1 protein-coding gene is annotated in these 1,415 nt (G+C 61.3%); it reads right to left on the bottom strand.

The window, feature by feature from the left end; all coding sequences use genetic code 11:
* Nucleotides 1-1,415, bottom strand: a 1,415-nt coding sequence (gene lon, locus EN906_RS34085; protein WP_127375775.1) for an endopeptidase La, incomplete at both ends; no start/stop codon positions are given.

Genomic DNA, 1,415 nt, shown 5'->3' with positions numbered 1-1,415 from the left:
GTAACGACACCGACCTGATCGTCAGCCTCGACCTGGCCGAAGCGGTAGCGCTGCACACCAAGGTAATCGGAGAGGTTCTCCGCCGTGATGCTCACCGTCTTCTTCTTCGTCTTCAGGATCTCGGTCACCGCCTTGCGCCCGAGCTTCATCAGCTCGCGCTCCAGGCTCCTGACGCCCGCTTCGCGGGTGTAGGTCTGGACGATGGCGCGGATCGCGTCCTCACCGACGGAAAACTCCTTCGGCTGCAGCGCGTGATCGCGGATCACCTTCGGCATCAGGTGCCGCTTGGCGATCTCGATCTTCTCGTCCTCGGTGTAGCCGGCGATACGGATGATCTCCATGCGGTCCATCAAGGGCGCCGGGATGTTCAGCGTGTTCGCCGTCGTCACGAACATGACGCTCGACAGGTCGTATTCGACCTCGAGGTAATGGTCCATGAACGTCGAGTTCTGTTCCGGATCGAGGACCTCGAGCAACGCCGATGACGGATCGCCACGGAAGTCCTGGCCCATCTTGTCGATCTCGTCGAGCAGGAAGAGCGGGTTGGACTTCTTGGCCTTCTTCATCGACTGGATGACCTTGCCGGGCATCGAGCCGATATAGGTGCGGCGGTGGCCACGGATCTCGGCCTCGTCACGCACGCCGCCGAGCGCCATGCGGATGAATTCGCGACCGGTCGCCTTGGCGATCGACTTGCCGAGCGAGGTCTTGCCGACGCCGGGAGGGCCGACGAGGCACAGGATCGGCCCCTTCAGCTTCTTCTGGCGGCTTTGCACGGCGAGATACTCGACAATGCGCTCCTTGACCTTGTCGAGGCCGAAATGATCAGTGTCGAGCACGTTCTGCGCGAACGCCAGGTCCTGCTTGACCTTGGAGTTCTTGCCCCACGGAATCGACAGGATCCAGTCGAGATAGTTGCGCACGACGGTCGATTCAGCCGACATCGGCGACATCGTCCGGAGCTTCTTCAACTCGGCTTCCGCCTTTTCGCGGGCCTCCTTGGAGAGCTTGGTCTTCTTGATGCGCGCCTCGATCTCGGCGGCCTCGTCGCGGCCGTCCTCGCCTTCGCCGAGTTCCTTCTGGATCGCCTTCATCTGCTCGTTGAGGTAGTATTCGCGCTGCGTCTTCTCCATCTGGCGCTTGACGCGCGAGCGGATGCGCTTCTCCACCTGCAGGACGGAGATTTCGGCTTCCATGAAGCCCATAGCCTTTTCCAGCCGCTCCTTGACCGAGAGCGTGGCCAGCATTTCCTGCTTCTCAGGGATTTTGATGGCGAGATGCGAGGCGACCGTGTCGGCGAGCTTGGAATAGTCGTCGATCTGGCTGGCTGCACCCACCACTTCGGGCGAGATCTTCTTGTTCAGCTTGACGTAGTTCTCGAAGTCGGTGACGACCGAACGCGCCAGCGCCTCAAC

Origin of the sequence: Mesorhizobium sp. M7A.F.Ca.CA.004.06.1.1, assembly GCF_003999135.1 — a bacterium.
GTDB lineage: Bacteria > Pseudomonadota > Alphaproteobacteria > Rhizobiales > Rhizobiaceae > Mesorhizobium.
This window is presented reverse-complemented; position numbering and strand designations above follow the sequence as displayed.